Annotated in this window: 26 protein-coding genes; 13 read left to right on the top strand and 13 right to left on the bottom strand. The window is 72.3% G+C overall.

Going from position 1 to position 22,944, the window contains the following annotated elements; all coding sequences use genetic code 11:
• Positions 1-43: 43 nt before the first annotated feature.
• Together sph and VE614_RS33625 are read right to left on the bottom strand one after the other, a co-directional pair.
• Entirely contained in the window at positions 44-1,030 is a 987-nt protein-coding gene (gene sph, locus VE614_RS33630; protein WP_324946219.1) for a sphingomyelin phosphodiesterase, read from the bottom strand.
• 113 nt (positions 1,031-1,143) lie between these two features.
• Positions 1,144-1,602: a pyridoxamine 5'-phosphate oxidase family protein gene (locus tag VE614_RS33625; protein ID WP_324946216.1), complete on the bottom strand. Its 459-nt coding sequence runs from the start codon at positions 1,600-1,602 to the stop codon at positions 1,144-1,146.
• 449 nt (positions 1,603-2,051) lie between these two features.
• Between VE614_RS33625 and VE614_RS33620 the strand changes: the two genes are divergently transcribed.
• Entirely contained in the window at positions 2,052-2,444 is a 393-nt protein-coding gene (locus VE614_RS33620; RefSeq protein ID WP_324946213.1) for a VOC family protein, read from the top strand.
• Positions 2,445-2,488: 44 nt separating this feature from the next.
• Complete coding sequence (locus tag VE614_RS33615) at positions 2,489-3,556, top strand: adenosine deaminase (protein ID WP_324946210.1); 1,068 nt, start codon at positions 2,489-2,491, stop codon at positions 3,554-3,556.
• Here the strand turns inward: VE614_RS33615 and VE614_RS33610 are convergent.
• Positions 3,541-4,053 carry a mycothiol transferase gene (locus VE614_RS33610; protein ID WP_324946207.1) on the bottom strand — a complete coding sequence of 171 codons (513 nt, stop codon included), beginning with the start codon at positions 4,051-4,053 and terminating at the stop codon, positions 3,541-3,543. The two genes, VE614_RS33615 and VE614_RS33610, sit on opposite strands and share 16 nt — an antisense overlap.
• Before the next feature lie 25 nt (positions 4,054-4,078).
• On the bottom strand, positions 4,079-4,963 hold the full coding sequence (locus tag VE614_RS33605; protein ID WP_324946204.1) for a LysR substrate-binding domain-containing protein: 885 nt from the start codon (positions 4,961-4,963) through the stop codon (positions 4,079-4,081).
• A 129-nt stretch (positions 4,964-5,092) separates the two neighbouring features.
• Between VE614_RS33605 and mgrA the strand changes: the two genes are divergently transcribed.
• Positions 5,093-6,085: an L-glyceraldehyde 3-phosphate reductase gene (gene mgrA, locus VE614_RS33600; protein WP_324946201.1), complete on the top strand. Its 993-nt coding sequence runs from the start codon at positions 5,093-5,095 to the stop codon at positions 6,083-6,085.
• Between the two features lie 77 nt (positions 6,086-6,162).
• On the opposite strand, the gene VE614_RS33595 is transcribed toward mgrA, so the two are convergent.
• Positions 6,163-6,450 (bottom strand): DUF1905 domain-containing protein, encoded by a 288-nt coding sequence (locus VE614_RS33595; protein ID WP_324946197.1) that lies wholly within the window; start codon positions 6,448-6,450, stop codon positions 6,163-6,165.
• A 167-nt stretch (positions 6,451-6,617) separates the two neighbouring features.
• Here VE614_RS33595 and VE614_RS33590 point away from each other — a divergent pair, with 167 nt between their 5' ends.
• The 4 genes from VE614_RS33590 to VE614_RS33575 all read left to right on the top strand — a co-directional run bounded on the left by VE614_RS33590 (position 6,618) and on the right by VE614_RS33575 (position 11,104).
• The gene (locus tag VE614_RS33590; RefSeq protein ID WP_324946194.1) at positions 6,618-7,028 is read left to right on the top strand and encodes a hypothetical protein; all 411 of its coding nucleotides are present in this window, start codon (positions 6,618-6,620) and stop codon (positions 7,026-7,028) included.
• 85 nt (positions 7,029-7,113) lie between these two features.
• A complete protein-coding gene (locus VE614_RS33585; protein WP_324946191.1) occupies positions 7,114-9,453 on the top strand; it encodes an FHA domain-containing protein in 2,340 nt (779 codons plus the stop codon).
• Between the two features lie 8 nt (positions 9,454-9,461).
• Complete coding sequence (locus VE614_RS33580; RefSeq protein WP_324946188.1) at positions 9,462-10,088, top strand: hypothetical protein; 627 nt, start codon at positions 9,462-9,464, stop codon at positions 10,086-10,088.
• Complete coding sequence (locus VE614_RS33575) at positions 10,088-11,104, top strand: serine/threonine-protein kinase (protein ID WP_324946185.1); 1,017 nt, start codon at positions 10,088-10,090, stop codon at positions 11,102-11,104. Before VE614_RS33580 ends, VE614_RS33575 begins: the two co-directional genes overlap by 1 nt.
• 86 nt (positions 11,105-11,190) lie before the next feature.
• Here the strand turns inward: VE614_RS33575 and VE614_RS33570 are convergent, their stop codons facing one another.
• Entirely contained in the window at positions 11,191-12,468 is a 1,278-nt protein-coding gene (locus tag VE614_RS33570; protein ID WP_324946182.1) for a streptophobe family protein, read from the bottom strand.
• 164 nt (positions 12,469-12,632) lie between these two features.
• Between VE614_RS33570 and VE614_RS33565 the strand changes: the two genes are divergently transcribed.
• Together VE614_RS33565 and VE614_RS33560 are read left to right on the top strand one after the other, a co-directional pair.
• A complete protein-coding gene (locus tag VE614_RS33565; protein ID WP_324946178.1) occupies positions 12,633-13,889 on the top strand; it encodes a DUF6777 domain-containing protein in 1,257 nt (418 codons plus the stop codon).
• 92 nt (positions 13,890-13,981) lie between these two features.
• A complete protein-coding gene (locus tag VE614_RS33560; RefSeq protein WP_324946174.1) occupies positions 13,982-14,437 on the top strand; it encodes an ATP-binding protein in 456 nt (151 codons plus the stop codon).
• Between the two features lie 40 nt (positions 14,438-14,477).
• Here VE614_RS33560 and VE614_RS33555 read toward each other — a convergent pair whose 3' ends face one another.
• The gene (locus VE614_RS33555) at positions 14,478-15,353 is read right to left on the bottom strand and encodes an RNA polymerase sigma factor SigF (RefSeq protein ID WP_324946229.1); all 876 of its coding nucleotides are present in this window, start codon (positions 15,351-15,353) and stop codon (positions 14,478-14,480) included.
• A gap of 568 nt (positions 15,354-15,921) precedes the next feature.
• Here VE614_RS33555 and VE614_RS33550 point away from each other — a divergent pair.
• Complete coding sequence (locus tag VE614_RS33550) at positions 15,922-16,359, top strand: helix-turn-helix transcriptional regulator (protein WP_324946171.1); 438 nt, start codon at positions 15,922-15,924, stop codon at positions 16,357-16,359.
• A 21-nt stretch (positions 16,360-16,380) separates the two neighbouring features.
• Here VE614_RS33550 and VE614_RS33545 read toward each other — a convergent pair whose 3' ends face one another.
• Together VE614_RS33545 and VE614_RS33540 are read right to left on the bottom strand one after the other, a co-directional pair.
• Entirely contained in the window at positions 16,381-16,983 is a 603-nt protein-coding gene (locus tag VE614_RS33545; RefSeq protein ID WP_324946168.1) for an ATP-dependent Clp protease proteolytic subunit, read from the bottom strand.
• Positions 16,984-16,985: 2 nt separating this feature from the next.
• The gene (locus tag VE614_RS33540) at positions 16,986-17,624 is read right to left on the bottom strand and encodes an ATP-dependent Clp protease proteolytic subunit (protein ID WP_324946165.1); all 639 of its coding nucleotides are present in this window, start codon (positions 17,622-17,624) and stop codon (positions 16,986-16,988) included.
• A 205-nt stretch (positions 17,625-17,829) separates the two neighbouring features.
• On the opposite strand from VE614_RS33540, the gene VE614_RS33535 reads away from it, so the two are divergent.
• Complete coding sequence (locus VE614_RS33535; protein ID WP_324946162.1) at positions 17,830-18,312, top strand: VOC family protein; 483 nt, start codon at positions 17,830-17,832, stop codon at positions 18,310-18,312.
• A gap of 4 nt (positions 18,313-18,316) precedes the next feature.
• Here the strand turns inward: VE614_RS33535 and VE614_RS33530 are convergent, their stop codons facing one another.
• A complete protein-coding gene (locus tag VE614_RS33530) occupies positions 18,317-19,234 on the bottom strand; it encodes an SGNH/GDSL hydrolase family protein (RefSeq protein ID WP_324946160.1) in 918 nt (305 codons plus the stop codon).
• A 217-nt stretch (positions 19,235-19,451) separates the two neighbouring features.
• On the opposite strand from VE614_RS33530, the gene VE614_RS33525 reads away from it, so the two are divergent.
• Both VE614_RS33525 and VE614_RS33520 read left to right on the top strand, forming a co-directional pair.
• On the top strand, positions 19,452-20,258 hold the full coding sequence (locus VE614_RS33525; protein WP_324946157.1) for a VOC family protein: 807 nt from the start codon (positions 19,452-19,454) through the stop codon (positions 20,256-20,258).
• A gap of 43 nt (positions 20,259-20,301) precedes the next feature.
• Entirely contained in the window at positions 20,302-20,994 is a 693-nt protein-coding gene (locus VE614_RS33520; protein WP_324946154.1) for a ribonuclease H, read from the top strand.
• 49 nt (positions 20,995-21,043) lie between these two features.
• Here the strand turns inward: VE614_RS33520 and VE614_RS33515 are convergent, their stop codons facing one another.
• The 3 genes from VE614_RS33515 to melC1 form a co-directional block, all read right to left on the bottom strand.
• A complete protein-coding gene (locus VE614_RS33515) occupies positions 21,044-21,493 on the bottom strand; it encodes an SRPBCC family protein (protein WP_324946151.1) in 450 nt (149 codons plus the stop codon).
• A gap of 88 nt (positions 21,494-21,581) precedes the next feature.
• A complete protein-coding gene (gene melC2, locus VE614_RS33510) occupies positions 21,582-22,406 on the bottom strand; it encodes a tyrosinase MelC2 (RefSeq protein WP_324946148.1) in 825 nt (274 codons plus the stop codon).
• A 33-nt stretch (positions 22,407-22,439) separates the two neighbouring features.
• Complete coding sequence (melC1, locus tag VE614_RS33505; protein WP_324946145.1) at positions 22,440-22,817, bottom strand: apotyrosinase chaperone MelC1; 378 nt, start codon at positions 22,815-22,817, stop codon at positions 22,440-22,442.
• Between the last annotated feature and the right edge of the window lie 127 nt (positions 22,818-22,944).

The following is a 22,944-nucleotide window of genomic DNA, read 5'->3' as shown; positions in this document are numbered from 1 at the left end:
CACTGGAGTGACACTACAGTCAATGCCGCGGAAGGCGTCCCGCTCAGCCCGCGTGCCCGATCACGGGGTAGTGGTCCGACAGGTTGGTGTACGTGTGCGACGAGCCCCAGCTCGACACCGTCCAGGGTGTCGAGGTCTCCTTGACCACGTCGTTCTTCCACACCGCCGGACGGGCGTGGCCCGCGCGGTGCAGCACGTGGTCCAGGTCCTCTCGCGGGTCGTCGGGGTAGCGGTCCCGGGCGATCGAGTTCTCCGCCGTGTCGAAGGAGTACGGATGCCCGGTGCGGGCCTCGGTGTCCACCAGGCCGCCGTCGGTGAGCATGGAGGCGTACTCGGCGCTGCGCGAGTCGACGTTCAGGTCACCGGCCACGATCACCTGCTCGCTCGCCGGGATGTTCTTCGCGTCGAGGAAGGCGTCCACGGCCCTGAACTGACGGCTGCGCATCGCGGCGGCCTCGCCCGGGTCGCAGCCCGGGTCCGTCGACTGGGCGTGGGTGCCCAGGACGTGCACCCGGGCGCCGTCGACGTTCAGCACCACGTACGCGAAGCCCTTGTTGGAGTACCAGTCCGCCCCGCAGGCGTCCTGGTAGACGTACTGCTCCTTGCGCAGGATCGGCCACTTGCTGAGCACGGTGACCCCGCCGTCCTCCGGCGTCGTCGCCGAGTAGGCGCCGCCCGTCGCGTCCCAGCCGTCCCTGCTCCGGCCCACCACCGGCGTCTGGTGGGGGTAGGCGGTCGCGGCGGCGCGCTTCAGCGCGTCCGAGGAGGAGTTGTCGAAGGCCTCCTGGAGCACGACCACGTCGTTGCCGCGGAAGAAGGGCGCCTTCGCGATCTCCGCCGCGCGGTGGTCCTGGCCCCAGTTCGGGTACAGGCTCTTGCCGAAGAGGAACACGTTGTACGACAGGACCCGGACCGGCGGCGTCTGCTCGGCGGCCGTGGCGGTCGGCGCCGTGCCCGCGAGCCCCGCGGCGGCGAGGGCGAGGGCGAGCACGGCGGCGCCGGAGGTGCGGCGCGGGGTGCGAAGCGGCACTGGATCTCCCTGTGGGCGAAGGGGGTTGAGCGGCGCCGCACATCAAACCACCGGGAATTACCCCCTGGTAACCGCCGCGCGGAGAAAGGATGTCCGCCCGAGGGCGAGCTGCCTCAGACCGCCCAGACCCCGTCCCGCATCAGATACCGCCCCTTCATCTCGTGCTCTCCGCGCAGGGCCTGCACGACCCGCGGGCGCACCCGGAAGTAGGCGTAGGAGGGGCTGTCCCCGCCCGGATTCCAGCCGTACTTGGCCACGTACGCCTCCGCGGTCGCCGCCGGCACCTCCTCACGGGTGAAGACCTCCGCCTCCCCGTCGATCAGCACCACGTCCTGGGTGTCCCCGAGCGCCAGCCGGACGCGTCCGCCCTCGCGCAGATTGCGTCCGGTCGGATTGGTCGTCCGCGTCGCCAGCCACACCGCCTCCCCGTCCCACAGGAACCAGAGGGCGACCAGCCAGGGCGTCCCGTCGGCCCCCGCGGACGCGACCCAGACGTCCTCCTCCCGTTCCAGCCGGGCCAGGACGTCCTGCTTGCGCTGCGCGGGGGTGCGGGGTGTCTCGGTGATCTTCATGGGGGGACGCTAACCGGCGGGGCGGTCCCGCACCTCGGGCGCCGGGCGGAGGCCCTCTCGGGCGTCGGGCGGACGGCGCCTCTGTCGTGCGGCCTAGGTCGCGCGCTGTGGTGTGCGTGCGCGTGGACGTGCGGGGGATGGCTCGGGGACCGCGCTCGGGGGCGCTCACGCGCTGCCGCCGAGCGCTGGTGTGCGCCGAGTGCCGCGAGAATCCGGGCTCCGCCGGCGGCGCGCCGGTCCCGCGCACGCTCATCTGCTGACGCGGACCGCTCGCCGTCGGCCACCGGGCGCGACCGCACCCCGCGACCGCACCCCGTGGCCGCGTCCCCGCCGTGTGATCGCAGACCCCGGAACCCGGCGCGCCGACAAGGACTGGCATCCGGTAAGTTTTACGTATAACCTCTCCCGTCAACCCGCCTGGTTCCCCGCCCGCGCGCCGAAAGGTCCCGATGAGACGCATCGCCCTGGTCACCCTCGTCGTCGACGACTACGACGAGGCGATCCGCTTCTGCACCGAGGCCCTGGGATTCCGGCTGGCCGAGGACGCCCCGCGACCGGACGGCTCCCGCTGGGTGGTCGTCGAGCCGTCGACCGGTGCCACCGGTACCGCCCTGCTGCTCGCCCGCGCCAAGAACGACGCCGAGCGCGGCCGGGTGGGCGACCAGACCGGCGGCCGGGTCGGCTTCTTCCTGCACACCGACGACTTCGCCCGCGACCACGCACGGATGCGCGCCGCGGGCGTGACCTTCCTGGAGGAGCCGCGGCACGAGCCGTACGGCACGGTCGCCGTGTTCCAGGACCTCTACGGCAACCGCTGGGACCTGCTCCAGCCCGCCTCCTGACCCGTCCCCCTTCGCTCACCGAACCGCCGAGGAACGCCCGCACCATGTCTTCTACGCGCATAGACACCGACGTCGTCCGCCGCCTCCCCAAGGCCGTCCTGCACGACCACCTCGACGGCGGCCTGCGCCCGGCCACCGTGGTCGAGCTGGCCCGGGAGGTCGGCCACACCCTGCCCACCACCGACCCCGACGAGCTGGCCGCCTGGTACTACGAGGCCGCGAACTCCGGCGACCTGGTCCGCTACATCGCCACCTTCGAGCACACCCTCGCCGTGATGCAGACCCGCGAAGGCCTGCTGCGCACCGCCGAGGAGTACGTCCTGGACCTGGCCGCGGACGGCGTCGTCTACGGCGAGGTGCGCTACGCGCCCGAGCTGAACACCAACGGCGGGCTGACCATGCGCGAGGTCGTCGAGACGGTGCAGGAGGGCCTGGCCGCCGGGATGGCCAAGGCCGCGGCGGCCGGCACCCCGGTGCGGGTCGGCACCCTGCTGTGCGGCATGCGGATGTTCGACCGCGTCCAGGAGGCCGCCGAGCTGGCCGTCGCCTACCGCGACGCGGGTGTCGTCGGCTTCGACATCGCCGGCGCCGAGGACGGCTTCCCGCCCGCCGACCACCTCGCCGCGTTCGAGCACCTGCGCCGCGAGAGCGTGCCCTTCACCATCCACGCCGGCGAGGCCCACGGCCTGCCCAGCATCCACCAGGCCCTCCAGGTCTGCGGCGCCCAGCGCATCGGCCACGGCGTGCGGATCACCGAGGACATCGTCGACGGCAAGCTCGGCCGCCTGGCGAGCTGGGTCCGCGACCGCCGGATCGCGCTCGAGATGTGCCCCACCTCCAACCTCCAGACCGGCGCCGCGACCTCCATCGCCGAGCACCCCGTCACCGCGCTGAAGGACCTCGGCTTCCGGGTCACCCTGAACACCGACAACCGGCTGGTGTCCGGGACGACCATGACCCGGGAGATGTCCCTGCTGGTCGAGCAGGCCGGCTGGACCCTCGAGGACCTGCGCACCGTCACCGTGAACGCCGTCAAGAGCGCGTTCATCCCGTTCGACGAGCGCAAGGCCCTCATCGAGGACGTGATCCTGCCGGGTTACGCCGCGCTCTGAAGCAGCCCGCGCACATAGGCGGCCTGTCCGGCGTGCTGGAGATCGTCGGACAGGACGCTGACCAGCCGTACGCCGAGGCTGACCGGCGGATCCCAGCCCTCGTCCACGATGCGTTCGAGGTCCTTGGCGGCCAGCCCGCGCAGGAACTCCAGCGTCTGCTCGTGCACGGCGTCGTAGTACCCGGTCAGCAGGTCGGGGGAGCCGACCCGCACCTTGGCGACCTGCGCGGAGTCGTGTCCGTACCCGATGTCCCGCTGAGGAAGGCCGAGGTCGAAGCGCTTCGCCCAGTCCTGCGCCAGCCACACCTGGTCGAGCCCCGCGACGTCCGCGATGTGGTCGTCCTGGACCCGGGTGAGGTGCCAGACCAGCCAGGCGATGGAGTTGGCGTCGGCGGACGGCCGGGCGTTCAGCTCCTCGGGTCCGAGGCCGTCGACGGCGGCATGGACTTCTTCCTGGATGCGGCTGTAGCCGTCGATGAGGATGTCCTTTGCGTGCATGGGTCCACCATGACCCCTGCGCCCCTCACGCGCCCCCCGTTTCCAGCAACGTGATCAAAGCCCGGGCCGCCGGACTGGTGGCCTCCGGCGGCGGCAGCAGGGCCACCGTCTCGTACGCGGCCTCGCCGGTGCCCTTCAGCGGCAGCGCGGTCAGCGACGGCCGCTTGTGCCGGAAGTGCTGCGGCACGACGGCGACGCCCAGGTTCTCGTCCAGCAGGTCGAGCAGGCTGTGCACGTCGTTCACCTCCAGCGCCACCGTCCGCCGTACGCCCGCGGCGGCGAACGCCGCGTCGGTGGTGCGGCGCGGGCCCCAATCGGGGTGGAAGTCGACGAACACCTCGCCGCCGATGTCCTCGGGGGTGACGGCCGCCCCCGCCGCCGCCAGCGGATGGTCCGCGTGACACAGCACGGTCATCGGCTCGCTGGTCAGCGAGACCGTCCGGAGCTGCTCGGAATCCGTGCCGGTGCGCACCGCGAACGCCAGGTCCAGCCGCCCGGCGGTCACCTCGTCGGCCAGCGCCCCGGAGCCCGCCTGCCGCAGCCGGATCTCCACGTCCGGGTGGCGCCGCCGGAACGCGGCGAGCAGCCCGGCCACCGGCACTCCGGCGATGCACTGCTCGGTGCCCAGCGCCAGCGTGCCGCGCAGCACGCCCTGCACGGCGGCCACCGCCTCGTGCGCCGCCCGCACCCGGTCCAGCACCCGCTCGGCCTCGACCAGCAGCGCCCGGCCCGCCTCGGTGAGCGTGACCCGGCGGGTGGTGCGGACGAACAGCGGGGTCTGCAGCTCCCGCTCCAGGGCACGGATCGACGCCGACAGGCCCGACTGGGAGACCATGAGCCGTTCGGCCGCGCGGGTGAAGTGCTGGTCCTCGGCGACCGCGAGGAAGTGCCGGAGCTGGCGCAGTTCCATGACCGAGAAGCGTAGTCGCTGAATCCCATCGGATTCTTCTGTTGGACCACTGGCCGCAGGTCACGCCAGAGTGGGGGAGGTTTCGGACCCCGAAGCCGCCCCTCGTGTGCCAACCCCTCTGGAGTCGCGTTGTACACCGCACACCCCGACCGCTACGCCGAGATGCCCTACCGGCGCACCGGACGCAGCGGCCTCAAGCTCCCGGCGCTGTCGCTCGGCCTGTGGCACAACTTCGGCCCGGACCGGCCGGTCGAGACCCAGCGCGCCATTCTGCGCCGCGCCTTCGACCTCGGTGTCACCCACTTCGACCTGGCCAACAACTACGGCCCGCCGCCCGGCGCCGCCGAGTCCGCGCTCGGCGAGGCGCTGACGGCCGACTTCGCGCCGTACCGCGACGAGCTGGTCATCTCCACCAAGGCCGGCTATCTGATGTGGCCCGGCCCGTACGGCGAGTGGGGCTCGCGCAAGTACCTGCTGTCGTCGCTGGACCAGAGCCTGAAGCGGATGGGCCTGGACCATGTCGACATCTTCTACTCGCACCGTCCCGACCCGCAGACTCCGCTGGAGGAGACGATGGGCGCCCTGCACTCCGCCGTGCAGCAGGGCAAGGCGCTGTACGTCGGCGTCTCCAACTACTCCCCGGAGCAGACCCGGGAGGCCGCCCGCATCCTCGGCGAGCTGGGCACCCCGCTGCTGATCCACCAGCCGCGCTACTCGATGCTCGACCGCCGCCCCGAGGACGAGGGCCTGCTGGACGCGCTGGACGAGCTGGCGGTGGGCTCCATCGCCTACTCACCGCTGGAGCAGGGGGTGCTCACCGCCCGCTACCTCGACGGCATCCCGGAGGACTCGCGGGCCGCGAGCGACAGCCCGTTCCTGAACTCCGACGCGCTGACCGAGGAACTGGTCGGCAAGCTGCGCGCGCTCGACGAGATCGCCGAGTCCCGCGGCCAGTCCCTGGCCCAGATGGCCCTCGCTTGGGTGCTGCGCGGCGGCCGGGTGACCTCCGCCCTGGTCGGCGCGAGCAGTCCGCAGCAGCTGGAGGACAGCGTCGCGGCGATCCGGAACCTGGACTTCGACGCGGACGAGCTGGCCCGCATCGACGCGATCGTCACCCCGTAGCGGAGATTCTCCCGATGCCCGGAGACGGCCGCCGTCTCCGGGCATCCGGTATTCCGATCAAGAATGGCCGGAAGCGGTCAAGAACTCAGCCGCTCCTCGATGCGCACGGTCACCGCATCGCCCTCGTCTTTACCGATCGCCCGGCGGATCTCCGCCTTCACCGGCAATTTGTGCGTGCCGTCGCCCAGGGCCATGAAGGAGCTGCGGAATGGGTGCCCGTCGATCGTCCCACGGATCTTGACCAATCCGCGGGTGCCGAAATAGGCGACCGATTCCGGCCAGACGACATAGGTCCAGCCGCCCTGCTCCGGGCTCTTGGTCAGCACCGCCGTGAATTCCACGCCCGCTTTTCCCGTCGTGTCCATACGGGGCAGACTCCGGCCCGCCGCGGAACTCATCGCGGGGCCGTAGCATTCCGGCCAATCGGCTCGCGCGGAATATGCCAGGAGACTGGCCAAAAAGGCATGGTGACAGTGGTTCAAGAGTGAAGATACTCGACGGCAGGGGCAGTTCCCCGACGGGGGAGGCGAACGTGCACGACGAATTCCTGTGCCATGTCACCGCGTACGGCACCTGCGGCGGGCAGCGCATCGGAGTACCCCTGGGCACCTACCGGGCACCCACCCTGGCCCTCGCCCTGTGGTGGCTGCGGGACCGCGCCACCTGGATCGCCGAGCGGCTCGACCCCCGGCCCGGCGACGCCCCCTATCCGCCGAACGCGCTGGTCCCGGTCGGGGACGGAGTCCAGGACGTGCCCGCCGTACTGCGCTCCTGGTGCGCGGACGCGGACCGGCAGGAGCGGGTCGCCGACGAACTCGCGGCCGGACGGCTGGTGCGGATCGCCGTGAGCGACGACACCACCGAGTACGAGCTGCTGGCCGAGTCCGTCGACGCCCTGCGGATGCAGCGGACCGGCCCCACGCTGGTCGTGCCGGTGGCCTGACCGGCCGCGCGGAGCCCCGGCGGCCGACCGGGCAGGTGGGCCTGGGCCGATCGCACGAATGTGGGCCAATCGGTAGAATTCTGGCATGGCGGAGCGGCCGGCCGCGTCCACGGCACCCGAACTCGTCCTGGAGACCGAGACGGGCGTCACCGTGATGACCCCGGCCCGCGACTACCACGTGGGCCGTGACCCCCTCAGCGACATCGTCCTCGACGACGCCCGGGTCTCCTGGCACCACGCGGTCCTGCACCCCGAGGCCGACCACTGGACACTCCAGGACGAGCACAGCACCAACGGCACCTACGCCGACGGCCGCCGCGTCCACGAGCGGGGCGTCGGACCGGGCACCGTCATCCGCTTCGGCAGCCCCACCGACGGCCCCTGCGTCGTTCTCACCGGCCTCGCCGTCACCGCCCCGCAACGCCCCTCGACGGTCTCCCGGCCCGCCCTCACCGGGACCTTCCGGGAGCCGACCAGCGTGCGGCCGCTGCCCACCCGCACCGTCCGCATCGGCCGCGCCGCCGACAACGACCTGGTCGTCGACGACCTGGTCGTCTCCCGCCACCACGCCGAACTGCGCCTCCACGCCGACGGCAGCTACCAGATCGCCGACCTCGGCAGCCACAACGGCACCTACCTCAACGGTGTGCCGGTCGACCGGGCCGGTCTCGGCCCCGGCGACATCGTGGGCATCGGCCACTCCGTCTTCTGCCTGGTCGGCGACGAACTCCAGCAGTACGTCGACACCGGCGAGGTCTCCCTCGACGTCCAGGACCTCACCGTCTCCGTCGACCGCGGCCGCAAGCGCCTGCTCGACCAGGTCTCCTTCCCGGTGGGCGAGAAATCCCTGCTCGCCGTCGTCGGCCCGAGCGGCGCCGGCAAGTCCACGCTGATGAACGCGCTCACCGGCCAGCGTCCCGCCGACCACGGCACCGTCCTCTACGACGGCCGCGATCTCTACCACGACTACGCCGAGCTGCGCCAGCGCATCGGCCTGGTCCCGCAGGACGACATCCTGCACGCCCAGCTCACCGTCCACGCCGCCCTCTCCTACGCCGCCGAACTGCGCTTCCCGCAGGACACCGCCAAGGCCGAGCGCCGGGCCCGGGTCGACGAGGTGATCCGGGAACTGGGCCTCCAGGAGCGCGCCCGGCAGCACGTGCACAGCCTCTCCGGCGGCCAGCGCAAACGGGTCAGCGTGGCGCTGGAGCTGCTGACCAAACCCTCGCTGCTCTTCCTCGACGAGCCGACCTCCGGCCTCGACCCCGGCATGGACCGCTCGGTGATGCACATGCTGCGCGGTCTCGCCGACGACGGCCGGACCGTCATCGTCGTCACCCACAGCGTGCTCAGTCTGGACGTCTGCGACCGCCTCCTCGTCCTCGCCCCCGGCGGAAAGGTCGCCTACTACGGCCCGCCCGGCGACGCCCTCGCCTACTTCGGCTTCGAGCACTGGCCGGAGGCCTTCGAGGCGTTCGACCAGGACCAGGACCGGGACTGGGCGGGGGAGTACCACGCCTCGCCGTTCCACCGGCGGTACGTGGCCGAGGCCGGAGGCCAGCCCAAGGTGCCCCGTCAGGGCCCGGTCATCCTGGGACCGCCGCCGCGGCCCCGCGGCTGGGGCGGCCAGCTGCGCACGCTGGTCCGCCGCTACTCCGCCGCGCTCGCCGCCGACCGCACCTTCCTCGCCGTCATGATCGCCCTGCCGTTCGTGATGGGCGGCATGACCCGCGCCCTCGCGGGCAGCGAGCTGACCCACAACAACGCGCTGAACGTCCTGCTCATCCTCTGCGTCGGCGGCGTCCTCACCGGCGCCGCGAACGCCGTGCGCGAACTGGTCAAGGAGCGGGTGATCTACCAGCGCGAGCGGGCGGTGGGCCTGTCCAGATCGGCGTACCTGATGTCCAAGGTGGTGGTGCTCGGCACGGTCACCGTGCTCCAGGCCGTGGTGCTCACCCTGGTCGGGCTGTACGGCGTCGACCTCAAGGCGCCCGGCGGCCGAGGGGTGCTGATGCCGCCCCTCGCCGAGATCATCGTCGCCGTCGCGCTGCTCGCCTTCACCGCGATGATGCTCGGCCTGCTGGTCTCCGCCCTGGTCCGCAAGGAGGAGGTGACCATGCCGCTGCTGGTCCTGCTCGCCATCGTCCAGGTCGTCTTCTGCGGCGCCCTGCTGCCGCTCGACGGCGTGCCCGGCCTCGAACAGGCCGCCTGGCTGGTGCCCTCCCGCTGGGCGTTCGGCGCGATGGCCGGCACCCTGGACCTGGCCCGGTTGTCGCCCGGTGACCTCACCCGCGATCCGCTGTTCGCGCACACGCTGGACACGTGGCTGCTCGGCATCGGCGCGCTGGCCGTCCTCTCGCTGGCCTTCGGCTGGCTGGTGATCCGGCTGCTGCGCCGCCACGAGCCCGTCGTGATGCGGAAGTAGGTGCCCTCATGACGGCCCGCGGCTTCCGGCCCACCCACGTCGTCCCCCGGCACGGCCTGCCGAGCTGGGAGACCCCGGCACCCGACCGGCCCACGGTCCCCCTCGATCCGCTGCTGCCGGTGCAGCTCGTCGAGCGGCGCGGCGACTGGGGCCGCGTCCGGTGCTCCAACGGCTGGTCCGCCTGGATCGACGGCCGGGCACTGGTCCCCGTACCGCAGGACCCGCCCACCCGGAACCGCCGGCTCGCCCCCGACGGCGACCCCCGTCCGCTGCTCGCCCGGGCCGAGCAGGCCCTCGCCCGCTACCGGGCCGCCGTGGAGGAGCTGGCGGACGACGCCCTGGACGGCGAGTCGTTCCGGGACCGCACCCGCGGGCTGCGGATCGGTGTCGTCGTGGACGGGGAGTCGGTGTGGCTGTACGACGCCGAGCGGGAGCGCTGGTCGTACAGCGACGGGACGGGGCTGAGCACCTACGCGGCCGACGAGGACCCGCGCTCCCGCGAACATCCGTGGGACGAGCAGGACGAACGGCGGTGGGACCAGGAACGGGAACCGCCGTACCGCCGGGACTCGGGGTACGGCGCCGACCCGGGGCACGCGCCGACGCGGCTGGTGTCTCCGGAGGATGACCTGTGATGGCGCGGGACACAGCCGCGTTCGCGGGCCGGTCGGCGGAGATGGCGGGCCGGCAGGTCGCCGGGTACCGCATCCAGGACGAGATCGGCCGCGGCGGCATGGCCGTCGTCTACCGGGCGCGGGACCTGCGCCTGGACCGCGTGGTCGCGCTGAAGCTGCTCGCCCCCGAACTGGCCCGCAACGACACCTTCCGCAAGCGGTTCACCCATGAGTCGCGGGTGGCCGCCGCGATCGACCACCCGCACATCGTGCCCGTCTTCGAGGCGGGCGAGACCGACGGCGTGCTGTACATCGCCATGCGCTACGTCGAGGGCCGTGACCTGCGGCATCTGCTGGACCGGGCGGGCCCGCTGCCGCCCGCGACCGCCGTCCGGATCGGCATGCAGGTGGCCTCCGCGCTGGACGCCGCCCACGATCACGGCCTGGTCCACCGGGACGTGAAACCCGGCAACATCCTCATCGCCCGGGGCACCGACAGCGAGCACCCCGAGCACGCCTACCTCACCGACTTCGGGCTGACCAAGAAGTCCCTGTCCCTGACCGGGTTCACCACCGTGGGCCAGTTCGTCGGCACCCTCGACTACGTGGCCCCGGAACAGATCTCCGGCCGGCCCGTCGACGGCCGCTGCGACGTCTACGGCCTGGCCTGCGTGGTCTACGAGACCCTGGCGGGCCGTCCGCCGTTCCTGCGCGACGACGACATGGCCCTGCTCTGGGCGCACCAGCACGACACCCCGCCCGCGCTCACCGAGTCCCGCCCCGACCTCGCCCCGCGCGTCGACGAAGTGTTCGCGCGCGCCCTCGCCAAGAGCCCCGACGTCCGCCACGACTCCTGTCTCGCCTTCACCGCCGCCCTGCGCACGGCGCTGAGCGGATACCCCGCGCGGGGCGGACCCGCGGACGCCGGGCACCCGCCGACCCGGGTGGACGCCGGCGCCGAACCGGACGCGGGGGAGCGGCCGGGGACGCCGCCGAGGTGGGCCGAGCCGGTGTTCGGGCGGCGGACCCAGCCGTAGCGGGCCGGTCGTAGGCGGCCTCGGCCTCGCGGGCTCCGCCCTGACCGATCCCCGGCCGACAGGCCCCGCGGGTCAGGGAGGACGCTCTAAAGGGGTGACTCGTCCGGCACCTCGCCGGAGCGGCGCACCCGCAGGGCGAACACGGCACCGAGGAAACCGGTCACCAGCCCCCACAGCAGGGCGAGGCCCAGCGCCCCCCAGATCCGGGGTCGCAGGAACAGGTCCCCGGACAGCCCGCCGCCCAGATCGCCGATGCCCAGCACGGACAGGCCGAAGACGGCGGAGATCCGGCCGACCAGGCAGATCATGAGGACCGCGAGGGCGAGCGCCACCGCCATGTGCGCCGCGTGCTGCCACAGGTGGACACGGGCCGGTGAGCGGACGGCCATCAGGAAGGCCGCCGCCAGCAGCAGCACCGCGTCGACCACCACCAGCCACCACACCCGGCCGTCGTAGTCGGAGAGCGTGCCCAGATTGACGGTGCTCACGTCCGCGGACCGCATCACCTGGTCCAGTACCTGCGGCATCGGCAGCCCGAACGGCCCCTCCACATGACCGTCCCAGGTGGCGCCGAGCCCGAGGGTGAGCGCCAGCCACGCCAGGTTCGGCGTTCCCAGCAGGATCACCGCCAGCGTCTCCGCACCGTGCCCGCGCGTCACCGCGACCACCAGCCCGGTGACGACGCCCAGCACCACGTAGGCCAGCAGCAGGACGACCATCGCGTACGCCGCCGGGCGCACCGACTCCTGGAACCGCAGCAGCCGCCCCGGCAACGGGGCCCCGCGCGAACACAGCAGGGCCAGCACCAGCACCCCGGCCAGCCACAGCACCCCGAAGACCAGGGTCAGCGGCACATCGGTGGTGAAGCCGAGCTTGGGTTCGACGCCGAAGAGGTCGGCCAGGTCGCTGACCGCGCCCTCGCCGAGGGAGAAGCCGAAGGTGTGCCGGGCGGTGAGGGCCAGCGCGATCAGTACCAGGAGCCACAGCACGGCGATCCGTGCGGCCCAGCCGACCAGCTCACCCGCGCCGGCCACCGCCCGGTGCCGCAGCGGCCGCAGGAAACCGGCGGCGAACACCAGTGCGCCGACCAGCGTCACGGACAGCGGAACGACCGTCAGACCGCCCTCGACACCGGCGAGTTGGCCGGCGTCACCCGACAACTCGACGCTGCCGCCGACCGCCGTGACGACCGTCGCCGCGACCACCTTGGGGTAGGCACCGTCCGGCAGGTCCGTCGCCCCGGCCGCCCACAGTCCCAGTGCGGCGACGACGCCCATGGCGAGCACCCCGGCCAGGGTCACGGCCAGGGCCTGGACCCACCCGTGGTGGGCGACGGCCCGGCCGGCGGAGATTCGCAGGCTCACATGCCCACGCTAATCAGCGCCCGGGCGCCTCGCCCGCCGGGAGAGCCGTCCGCGTCAGCTTGCGGGCCGTACCGCACTGGAGCACACAATAGTCAGTAGGGGCATGAAATACGGCTGAACGGAGTAATCCGGGCCGTCGGCACTCCCCGACAGGAGCACAGCTCGTGAGCGTCGAACCGCCGACCTCCGGCCGCCCCACCAGGCCGCCCTCGGGCCCGCTCGCCGACCGGGCGCAGCCGCCCTCCGGCCCGCCCCCGCCGCCCCCGACCCCGACGCCCGGTGGTGAACCGCCGCCGGAACCCGGCCGGCCGTGGTGGAAGTCCGTCCCTCGTGTCGCGACGACCGCCGTGCTGGTGGCCGCGGTGGCGACCGTGGGTGTCCTGGTCACCCGCGGCGACGGCGGCCCGGGCGGCAGTGAGGTCTTCCTGCAGGCCGCGGCCGAGGAGGGCCCGGACCCCTTCACCCCGCCCACGGCCAGGAAGAGCGCCGTGAAGCCGGTGAGCCCGTCGCCGGCGCAGTCGATCGGCAAGAACGAGGTGCGGCCCCTCAACGGTGGCCGGGCCGGGGTCTACGGCGGCACCGAGAAGGTCGCCGCCTGCGACGTGGAGCGGCAGATCTCGTATCTCTGGGAGAACCCGGCGAAGAACAAGGCGTTCGGCTCCGTCCTCGGGATCGCCCCGTCCGACGTGCCCGGTTATCTGCGCGGTCTCACCCCCGTGCAACTGCAATGGGACACCCGTGTCACCAACCACGGTTACCGCGACGGCAAGGCCAATCCCTACCAGGCCATCCTCCAGTCCGGCACGGCGGTGCTCGTCAACGACCGGGGCATGCCGCGGGTGCGCTGCGCCTGCGGCAACCCGCTGACCAACCCGGTCCAGCAGCACAGCGGCTTCCAGCGGACCGGGGACGCCTGGCCGTCGTTCAACGCGTCGAACGTCGTCGTGATGCAGCCGTCCCAGCAGGTCGTGACCACCTTCGTGCTCCGCGACTCCGAGAACGACAAGTGGGTGGCCCGCCCCCGCGGTGACGACGGCGGCACCGACAAGCCGGCCCGGCCGCCGAAGGCCATGCCCACGCCGTCCGTCAGCGTCGTGTCGCCCTCGCCGGACAGCCCGCCGGACGACAGGACGTCGACCCCGGACGACGAGACGACCACGCCGGACGAGGAGACCTCGACTCCGGAGGACGAGACGACGATCCCCGGCGAGGACACCTCCACGCCGGCCGAGGAGGCCCCGGTGGTGACCACCGAGGCCTCCACGCCGGGCCCCGAGAACCTTTCGCCGCCGGAGCCGGTCACCTCCACGCCGTTGCCGGAGCCGTCGCCCGAGACCTCGACCTCCCTGCCGCCCCCGCTCGCCTTGCTCCTCCTCCCGCCGAGCATGCCGGGAGCGGCCACCTCCGTGCCCGCCGTGTGACGACCGCCGCGTCATGGACTGCTCCGCCGAACTCGGGGTACGAGGACTGGTGCAGCAGTATCCGGCCAAGCCGGCGTGGGAGAGAGAAACGCATGATCGAGCACCGGGACGGCACGATCGCACCCTCCGGTTTCGACGTGCCCGTGGAACCGCTGCGGCGGGCGGCGCACTACACCGGGGAACCCGGGTGCATAGCGGACGCGCGGGCGTTCGCCGCGCAGTTCCTGAACCAGCTCAGGACCGAATGGTGCGCCGAGATCGCCGAGCGCGCCCGGGAGGGTCTCCTCCTGGTGGTCAGCGAGCTGGTCACCAACGCGGACCGGCACAGCGACGGACCGTACATCCTCGACCTGGAGGGCACGGACGGCGCGGTCACGGTCTCCGTCTACGACAGCAGCGACGCCCTGCCCCGGCGCTTCCCCCGGGACCCGGAGCGCATCGGCCGGCACGGCCTGGAGATCGTGCACGCGCTCGCGTCCCGGGTCGCCGTCGAGCGGGTGCCGGTCGGCAAGCGCGTCTGGGCCGTGGTCGAACTCGACGGCGGGTGAAACCGCCCGGACGGCATGGCGCCCGGGTCCTCCCGGGGCCTCAGACGCGGTCCAGCTCGCCGAGCATCCCCTCACGCAGCCGGACGATGATCCGCTTCAGCAACCGGGACACATGCATCTGCGAGCAGCCGAGCTGTTCGCCGATCTCCGCCTGGGTCGCCTCCTCCACGAACCGCATGTGCAGGATCCGCCGGTCCCGCTCGTCCAGCTCGGCCATCAGCGGGGCCAGCGACTGGAAGTCCTCGACGAGCCGCAGCCCGTGCTCCTCGACGCCGATGAAGTCGGCCAGCACCGCTTCGCCGTCCTCGGGTCCGTCACCGGTCAGAGCGGCGTCAAGCGACGCGGAGTTGTAGCCGTTGGCCGCGATCCGGGCCTCGACCACCTCGTCCACGGAGATGTTCATCAGCGTGGCCAGCTCCGCCACCGTCGGATCGCGGTCCAGGCGGCTGGACAGCTCCTCGCGCGCCTTGGCCAGCTCCACGCGCAGTTCCTGGAGCCGGCGCGGGACGTGCACCGCCCACGTGGTGTCGCGGAAGAACCGCTTGATCTCGCCCACGATGTACGGCAGCGCGAACGACGTGAACTCGACCTCGCGGCTCAGGTCGAACCGGTCGATGGCCTTGATCAGGCCGATCATGCCGGTCTGGACGATGTCCTCCATGTCGTCACCGCGGCCTCGGAAGCGCCCGGCCGCGAAGCGCACCAGCGAGATGTTCATCTCGATGAGCGTGTTGCGCGCGTACTGATACTCGTGCGTCCCCTCCTCCAGCTCCTGGAGCCGGCGGAAGAACTGGCGGGACAGCTCTCGTGCGTCGCGGGGTGCCACGGCCTGCGGGTCCACGACTGCCGGCACCGGCCCCGACCCGGTCCCGGTTCGCTCGCCCTGCCCGGTGGGCGGTGCCTCAGGCCCGGTCATGGCGGTGGCGGTGTCCATTGCCTCTCTCACGAAAGTCATGGCGCGGCGTCTGCCTCTTTCGAACTGTCTTTCGGATGATGACCTGGTGCGCCCCCGGGTACCGGGGACGCAACCGTGCGGGTACCCGGACTGTGGCCGACCATGCACTACCAGTGCCAAGGAGGCGCAAAACAGTGGTGGCGCGCCCGATGGCGGTGCCGGGAGGGGGCGGTCGCGGCCCTCCCGGCACCGCCATCGGGCGTGGTGGCGATGCACTCGGCCGCCGGGCGGCCCGGGGGTAAACGAGCGGGTGCTCGACGCGTCGGCGGGCGCCCCCGGCCCAGCCGGGGCGCGCGAGGCGGCAGACCGCGCGCCCCACTGGACCATCGATGCCCGAGCCCCTGCGCCGGCCTCCTCCTGGCCGGCGTGCGGGACGCGGTCCCGGTGCCCCAGACCGCCCCCCGTGTGGAGGCGACGTATGGCGGCCACGGCCGCTGACCCGTCGGGCGCCGCTTCCGAATTGCCCCATTCCACCGAGGGCGGAACGCCGGAATCTTCCCGTCCGGCCTCCGGCTCCTAGGCTGAAGCGATGACCGACCAAGCGACGAACGAAGCCCGTGTCATCCCCCTTCGCCCCCGGGCCGACCGCCCCGCGCGGCCGGAGGCCATGCCCCCGTCCCCCGCGCCCCTGCGGCCGGCTCACCCACAGCGCACCGCCCCCAGGGAGCCCCTGTGGCGCGACCTTGTCGGCGACGTCCTGCGCCGCGAACGCCTCGCGCAGGAGCGGACGCTGAAGGATGTCGCCGACGCGGCCCGGATCTCCATGCCGTATCTGTCGGAGGTGGAGCGGGGCCGCAAGGAGGCCTCCTCGGAGGTGCTCGCGGCCGCCGCCCACGCGCTCGGCCTCGGCCTCGGCGACCTGCTGACGATGGCTCAGCGGGAGCTGCTCCGGGTGACCTCCCGGCAGGCCCACCGCGGCCGTACGACCACGACCTCGTCGTACGACGGACTCTGCCTGGCCGCCTGAGACCGGTGCCCGGCCGGCGTCTCAGACCGCCGCGAGACGCCGGCTCAGCACCTCGTCGGCCAGCCCGTACGCCACCGCCTCCTGCGCGGTGAACACCTTGTCCCGGTCCATGTCCGCCCGCAGGGTGGCGATGTCGTGGCCGGTGTGCCGGGCCAGCACCTCCTCCACCTGGGAGCGGATCCGCACCATCTCCTTGGCCTGAAGGGCGAGGTCGGACACCGTGCCCTGGCGTCCGCCGCTGGCCGGCTGGCCCAGCAGCACCCGCGCGTGCTCCAGCACGAACCGCCGCCCGCGATCCCCGCCGGCGAGCAGCACGGCCGCCGTGGACGCCGCCTGCCCGACGCAGAAGGTGGAGATCGGCGCCTTCACGAAGGTCATGGTGTCGTAGATCGCCATCAGCGAGGTGTACGAGCCGCCGGGCGAGTTGAGGTAGATCGAGATCTCGTTCTCCGGCGCCGCCGACTCCAGATGGAGGAGTTGGGCGATGACGACGTTGGCCACACCGTCGTCGATCTCGGTGCCGAGAAAGATGATCCGCTCCGAGAGCAGTCGGCTGAACACGTCGTACGACCGCTCGCCCTGCGGGGTGCGCTCGACCACGTGCGGAATCGTGTAACTCCCCATGCCTACAGCCCCGTCCGTCGTCGCGTCGCGGCCGGCAGGACCTCCGCGAAGGAGTCCACGATCCGGTCCACCATCCCGTACTCCCTGGCCTCCTCGGCCGTGAACCAGCGGTCCCGGTCACCGTCCCGGGAGATGGTCTCCGGGCTCTGCCCGGTGTGCTCCGCGGTGATCCGCTCGATGGTCCGCTTGGTGAACTCCAGGTTGTCCGCCTGGATCTCGATGTCCGCGGTGGTGCCGCCGATGCCCGCGGACGGCTGGTGCATCATGATCCGCGCGTTCGGCAGCGCGTACCGCTTGCCGGGCGCGCCGACGCTGAGCAGGAACTGCCCCATGCTGGCCGCGAATCCCATCGCCAGCGTGGAGACGTCGTTGGGGATCAGCCGCATGGTGTCGTAGATGGCCAGTCCGGCGTGGACCGAGCCGCCGGGGCTGTGGACGAACAGGCTGATGTCGGTCCGCGGGTCCTCGGCGGACAGGATCAGCAGCTGGCTGCAGACCCGGTTCGCGGAGACCTCGTCGACCTGGGTGCCCAGCAGCACGATGCGCTGCCCGAGCAGCTGTGCCGCGAGATGGTCGTCGAACCGGTTCGGCGGGGTGTCGCCCTCCTGCGCGCGCGGGGCGAACGTCGTGAGTGGAGTCATCGGACCTCCTTGTCGGGGATGCCGTCGACTCCACTCTCGACCGCGCACGGCGCCGGCCGGCGCTTTCTCTGCCCGCCGCAGATTCGCCGAGGGCAGAGCCTGCCGCCCTGGGCAGTCCCTCGGAGTTCGTCCGTGTCCGGCCGATGAGTTTCGCGGCGGGCGGCGGTCGACAGTGGTGACCGTGTTCCACGCCCAGGAGGTGCCCATGACCACCGACGGATTCACCACGTGTCTCTGGTTCGACGACCAGGCCGAGGAAGCCGCCCACTACTACGTCTCGGTCTTCAAGAACTCGGCCATCGGCGGCGTCACCCGCTACGGGGAGGGCGCTCCCCGGCCGGCCGGCACCGTGCTCACGGTGGACTTCACCGCCAACGGGCAGCGCTTCGTGGCGCTCAACGGCGGCCCCGAGTTCACCTTCAACGAGGCGATCTCCTTCCAGATCTTCTGCGCCGACCAGGAGGAGGTCGACTACTACTGGACCAAGCTCACCGAGAACGGCGGCGAGCCCGGCCCCTGCGGCTGGCTCAAGGACAGGTACGGCGTGTCCTGGCAGGTGATCCCGGAGCGGCTGATGACCATGATCAGCGACCCGGACACGGAGAAGGCGTCCCGCGCCACCCAGGCGATGCTGAAGATGGGCAAGCTCGACATCGCCACCCTGGAGCGGGCGTACGCGGGCGGGTGACGGCTCAGCCGTCGCCCCGGGCCCGCGCGCCGACCACCCGGGTGATCTCCCGGGCGATGCGCAGCACGCCGGGGGAGCGCACCGGGCAGGGCTTCGGCGTGGACGTCGTCGGAGCGAGGCAGAAGTGCAGGTAGTCGTCGTCCCGGTGCAGGGCCGTACGGCCGCTGCCCGGCTCGGTGCAGTAGTCCGGGTGGGCCCGCTCCCAGGCGGTGCACGGCAGGAACCGGGTCCAGGTGTAGCGGCCGGACGCGGGACTCACCGCGCGGCCCGCGTCGGCCACCAGATCGCCCCCGGCGGCGGCCCGCTCCGCGTAGACGGCGTTCACCTTCCGCACCCGCTCGGGGGTGATCGGATCCGGTCCCTGGAGCACCCACACGAGCCTCGGCCGCCGTTGGCCCCCGGCCGCCGCGATCTGCTCGGCGAGCCGCTCGGCGTCGGCGGCGTACCGTTCCAGATAGCGGTCCGGGGAGGCGTCGTAGGTGATGCCGCCCATGCAGGGGGTGTACCCCCAGGCGTTCCCCCAGAACTGGAGGACCACGACGTCCGGCCGCACCGACCGCACCAGTGCCGCCGCCTTGTCCGCGGCCGGGACGAGGGAGCGTGCGCCGGTGCCCTCCAGGTAGTCGCACAGGGTGGTGCCCGAGTACGGGGCGCTGGTGTAGTCGGCCCTCAGCTCCCGGCGCAGCTCCTGCCCGAGGACCCGCTGGTTCTCCATCGCCAGGGAGTCGCCGAGGTAGAGCACCGCCGGCGGCTTCGCGGGCGGCGCCGTCGGTGTGGCGGGTGCCCGCTGGTGCGTGGTGGCCGGCGCCTCGGGCAGGGAAGGGGCGGCCGGTGGACGGTCCGGCTCCGACGCCGGATCACCGCACCCGCCCAGCAGCAGCGCACCGGCCAGCGTCCACCCCGCCACCCACCGTCCGCGCATCAGGTCACTCCCACCCCGCCACCGACAGGGCTCACCAGGCAAGCACAGCCCGGCGGCGGGGGGAAGACACGCGTCAGCCGCGGTCGTCCGCGCGCGTACGGCGGGGTACGCGCGGTGACCGCCCGGCCCGCGCGGGCACGTCGGCGGGCAAGGCGACCGCCGGATGGCTAGCGTGAGGAACGAACTATTCCCCCCGAACCGGAAGGGGGCCGCGATCATGGCCGTGAAACCTGAGGGACACCCCTGCTGGGCCGACGCGATGTTCACCGACCTGGAGGGAGCCAAGAGCTTCTACGGCGCTGTCCTCGGCTGGACGTTCGGCGAGTCGGCGACCGAGTTCGGCAACTACACGGAGGCCTACCGAGACGGCAAGGCCGTCGCCGCGATCGTCCCGCCCATGCCGGGCCAGGAGGGGGAGGCGCGGTCGCAGTGGTGTCTCTACCTCGCCTCCCCGGACGCCGCCGCCACCGCAGAGAAGATCCGGCAGAACGGCGGCGAGGTGGTGACGGAGCCGATGTCGGTCGCCGACTTCGGCACCATGTGCCTGGCCCGCGACCCGAGCGGGGTCGCGTTCGGCGTGTGGCAGGCGGGCACCCATGAGGGCTTCCAGGCGGAGACGGGCGAGCCGGGCGCGTTCTGCTGGGCGGAGGTCTACACCCGCGAGCCCGAGAAGTCGGACGCCTTCTTCCCGGCCGTCTTCCCGTACCGGGCCAAGCAGATGCAGGACCACGAGATGGACTTCCGGATCTTCGAGGCCGGGGACGCCCCGGTGCTCGGCCGGATGAGGATGACCGAGGAGTTCCCGCCCGAGGTCCCGCCGTACATCAACGTCTACTTCACCGTCCCCGACTGCGACGAGGCCGTGGCGAAGGCCACCGAGCTGGGCGGTGTGCTGAGGTTCGGCCCGATGGACACCCCGTACGGGCGGTTCGCCGCGCTGAGCGATCCGCAGGGAGCGAACTTCTCGGTGATCGACGTCACCAGGACGGAAGGGGAGATGCCCGAGACCGTCGAGGTCTCCTGAGCCCCGGCCCCCTCCCCGACCGGGAGCCCGCCCCGGCCATGGCATGATCGGGCACATGCGTGAACGAGTGGTGGCCGCGTGCGACGGGGCATCGAAGGGAAACCCCGGACCGGCGGGCTGGGCCTGGGTCGTCGCCGACGAGACGGAGAAGCCCGCCCGGTGGGAGGCGGGCCCGCTCGGCCGGGCCACCAACAACGTCGCGGAACTGACCGCCCTGGAGCGGCTGCTGGCGGCGACCGACCCGGCCGTGCCGCTGGAGATCCGGATGGACTCGCAGTACGCGATGAAGGCCGTGACCACCTGGCTGCCGGGCTGGAAGCGCAACGGCTGGAAGACGTCCGCCGGCAAGCCCGTCGCCAATCAGGACCTGGTCGTGCGGATCGACGAACTGCTCGACGGCCGCACCGTCGAGTTCCGCTACGTCCCCGCCCACCAGGTGGACGGCGATCCGCTCAACGACTTCGCCGACCGCGCCGCCAGTCAGGCGGCCTCCGCCCAGGAGCCCGCGGGCAGCGGCCTGGGCTCCCCGGAGCCGCCGCCCGCCCCGGACGCCCCGCCCGCCAAGACGCCGCGCCGCCGCTCTCCGGTGGCCCGGAAGAGCGGCGGCGCGCGGACGATCAAGGCGAAGTTCCCCGGCCGCTGTCTGTGCGGCCGGTCCTACGCCGCGGGCGAGCCGATCGCCAAGAACGACCAGGGCTGGGGCCACCCGGAGTGCCGCACCGCGGCGGCCGGCTGAGCGACGGCGGCGCGGGAGATCCCGCTGACGGCCGGGAGGCGCGGTGCGCTCACACCACGCCGCGCCAGGCCCCGGTCTCCTGCCCGCGCTCCTCGATGTACTTCTTGAAGCGCTCCAGGTCGCCCTTGGTCTGCCGCTTCACGACCCCCAGCTTGTCGCCGACGGTCTCGGCGACGCCGTCCGGCTGGAACTCCATCTGGAGCATCACCTTGGTGTGGGCGTCGTCGAGGCGGTGGAAGGTCACCACGCCGGCCTGCCGGGCGTCGCCGGCGACGGTCGTCCAGGCGACCCGCTCGTCCGGGATCTGCTCGGTGATCTCCGCGTCGAACTCCCGCCGGACCCCGTCGACCTTGGTCACCCAGTGGGTGAGCGTGTCGGTGCGCTGCTCGATGCGCTCCACGCCGTCCATGAACGCGGGGAACGTCTCGAACTGCGTCCACTGGTTGTAGGCGGTGTGCACGGGGACGGCGACCTCGATGGATTCCTCGACCTGCGACATGCGTCGGTCACTCCTTCGTCGTTCGTCGGACAGGTGTGACGCGGGTACCCGTGACCTGCGGGGCGATGCCTCTCGTCGACCGGGGGTGTCAGTCGGTGTCGAAGGTGTAGTGGGCGGTGTGGTCCAGGAGATCGGCCGGGGAGGTGTCGTTCCACGGCTTCATCTTCTCGTCGAGATCCACCACGTTCGGTGTCCCGGCGGCGGGGAGATAGCCGGAACCGGGGTGGCGGCGCTGCCACTCGGCCCACAGCTTGTCGATATAGGCGTGGTGCAGCCAGAACACCGGGTCGTTGGGCGACATCCCGGTGGCCATCTGCCCGCCCACCCAGACGTGGACGCGGTTGTGCAGATTGACGCCGCGCCAGCCCTCCAGATGGTTGCGGAAGCCGTCGGAGGCGCTGTTCCAGGGCGCCATGTCGTAGGTCGCCATGCCGAGCACCGACTCCACCTCGGCCCGCGTCGGCAGTTCCCGCACCGCGGTGCCGAGCGACCGCCGCAGGAAGGCGCGCCCGTCCACCCGCACCGAGATCGGCCAGTTGCCGGCCGACGTGGCGAACGGCCCGTCCATCACCCGGCCGTCCAGGCTGCGCCCGGTGCCGCCGAGGAAGTCCGGCGCCCACAGGGAGGCCCGTGTGGTGCGGTCGGCGGACCAGTCCCAGTAGGGCAGCGCGACCGAGGCGTCCACCGCCTGCAGGGCCCGCTCGAACTCCAGCAGGTATCTGCGGTGCCAGGGCAGGAACGAGGGCGAGCGGTGGCCGGTGCGTTCGCCGTTGTCGGTGTCGCCGATGATGAAGGCGTTGTGCGTGGTGACGAACTCGTCGTAGCGGCCACTGCGCTTGAGTTCCAGGACGGCGGCGACGAAGCGCCGTTTCTCGTCGGCGGTCAGGGTGGCCTGGTTCTTGCGGACGGTCATGTGCGTGTGCTCCAAAAGGCGTGCGGGGGCGGATCAGTTGGCGGGGAACGGCAGCAGCCGCGCGCCCTGGAGTTCGTCGACCGCGGCACGGGCGGCGGCCCGCGGGGTGGGCACCGGGTCGTAGTGGCTGACGACGCTGATCCAGCTGCCGTCGGCGTTGCGCATCACGTGCAGCTCCACCCCGTCGATGAAGACCGTGTAGCCGGCCCCGTGGTGGTGATGGCCCCCGGCGGTCGGCCGGCCCTGTATCCGGCGGCCCTTGTAGACCTCGTCGAAGGAGCCGGGCGCGCCGGGCGCGCCGGGGTGGTGTTCGGTGGCGGTGGCGGCCGGGGCGGCGACCGCCTGGGTCCCGGCTGCCGCGGCGAGGGCGGCGGCGGCACCGAGCGCGCGACGACGGCTGAGTTCCGGCATGCGGACCTCCAGATGTGAAGGGGGTGGATGGCTCCGCATGCCTATCGGGCCGCCGGGCACTCCCGCGAACGGTTGGCTCCGATCCGGACAATTGCCTACATGTCGTGCAGTGTTGAACCAAGTTGAT

Origin of the sequence: Streptomyces sp. (assembly GCF_035645055.1) — a bacterium.
Taxonomy (GTDB): domain Bacteria; phylum Actinomycetota; class Actinomycetes; order Streptomycetales; family Streptomycetaceae; genus Streptomyces.
This window is presented reverse-complemented; position numbering and strand designations above follow the sequence as displayed.